Origin of the sequence: Alteromonas sp. BZK5, from assembly GCF_014349115.1 — a bacterium.
In the GTDB taxonomy this organism is placed as follows: Bacteria; Pseudomonadota; Gammaproteobacteria; order Enterobacterales; family Alteromonadaceae; genus Alteromonas; species Alteromonas macleodii.
On record NZ_JACSOE010000251.1, the window covers coordinates 1 to 1,426 of the forward strand.

The following is a 1,426-nucleotide window of genomic DNA, read 5'->3' on the forward strand; positions in this document are numbered from 1 at the left end:
TGGCACGCATGCGTGCCATCTGGAAATGCTGGAGGGGGCCGAGCGAGCTGCCGAACCAGGCATCGTTGCTGACATTCACCAGTAACTGCGCTTCGGGCAGAAGCTCAGTGACTTCGGCACCAAAGACCGCCTCGTAGCAGATGAGTGCCCCTACGGGCACCCCTGCTGCATTCAGGACGTGCGCTTCCCGTCCCGGTGTGAAGTCGGACATGGGCGCCCCGAGCACGTCGAGGGCCGACCCCAAAAGATCCCGAAACGGAACATATTCACCGAAGGGCACCAGGTGGCGTTTGTAGTAGAAGCCTGAGGGATCGGAGAGGCTTACCACGGCGTTGTAGGTACGGCCCTCCGCCTCGCGTACCGGGACGCCAATCATTAACGATGTGCCTGCCTGATCGGCTAACGCCTCAAGCTCAGCAAGATATGCTTTGGCCTGGTCATGCCACATCGGGATTGCCGCTTCTGGCCAGATCACGATATCGGCTCCGAGATGCTGCGCGGTAAGCGCCTGATAGCGCTCAAGTGTGATGTCCCGGTATCTCGGGTCCCATTTCTTGTCAGTTGCAAGCCGGCGAGGGTAGCGACTAACACGGCACCGACTACCGCAGCACGGCGCAGGCTTGGCCCCTGGACAACCCAGGCAAGCCCGCCAGCGAGAAGTGCCACCAGTAAACTCACGCCAAGCACGCCAAAGACGGGAGCGATAGTGGCAAGTGTGGTGTCGGTCTGGCTGTAGCCAATGAAGAGCCAGGGAAAGCCGGTCAAGAACCAGGTGCGCATCCATTCACTCAGCACCCATGCCGCAGGTAGCCCTAGCCAGAGTGCCATTGCATCCATCTCAGGGCGCAGGCAGCGCACGAGGTACGCGACGCCCCATGGAAAGAGGGCGAGCAGCGAGACAAAGGCCGCCGTGACTAACACCGCCACCACGGGGCCATTGCCGTACTGGCTAATGCTGATAAAGACCCAGGAGACACCCACGCCGAAGTAGCCAAGGCCAAAGAGGTAGGCCGACCACAGCGCCTGACGCCTTGAAGACTGCGCGGTCAGGACAAAAAATGTTGCCAGAGCGATCACCGCAAGCCATGCCCAGCCCACAGGGGCAAAGGCAAGCGGCATGGCGCCTCCAGCAAGTAGAGCCATCCCCTGTCAGAAGCGGCTTATAGCGCACGCCCGTGTATAGGCTAGAGGGTAGCGCGCACTTATCACCCAATGCTCTCTCGCCTCCGAATCCAGGATCAACCCTGTGGCTCATGCTTTCTTGCTCCGCTTAATCAAGCTGCGTCAATTCATTCGGCCGGCTGGCCAGGGTGGCAAAGTGAATGTTTCTGGACTCGACTAGGTGCGCCGTAAGCTGGGAGCTGCTTCGTATTCGGCCAGCACGACAGTGGCTGTGTTGGGGAGCAGTACGTTAGCTTTGCGATAC

General features: G+C 60.1%; 2 protein-coding genes. Both read right to left on the reverse strand.

The window, feature by feature from the left end; all coding sequences use genetic code 11:
- Positions 1–529, reverse strand: a 529-nt coding sequence (lnt, locus tag BIZ39_RS21735; RefSeq protein ID WP_316248277.1) for an apolipoprotein N-acyltransferase, incomplete at its 3' end; no start/stop codon positions are given.
- Positions 472–1,119 (reverse strand): hypothetical protein, encoded by a 648-nt coding sequence (locus tag BIZ39_RS22580; RefSeq protein WP_316248276.1) that lies wholly within the window; start codon positions 1,117–1,119, stop codon positions 472–474. The genes BIZ39_RS22580 and lnt, both read right to left, overlap by 58 nt.
- Positions 1,120–1,426 lie beyond the last annotated feature (307 nt).

Bases quoted from the DNA above. Each gene is read 5' to 3' on its own strand.
- BIZ39_RS22580 (WP_316248276.1), bottom strand. From the start codon at position 1,119: ATGCCGCTTGCCTTTGCCCCTGTGGGCTGGGCATGGCTTGCGGTGATC.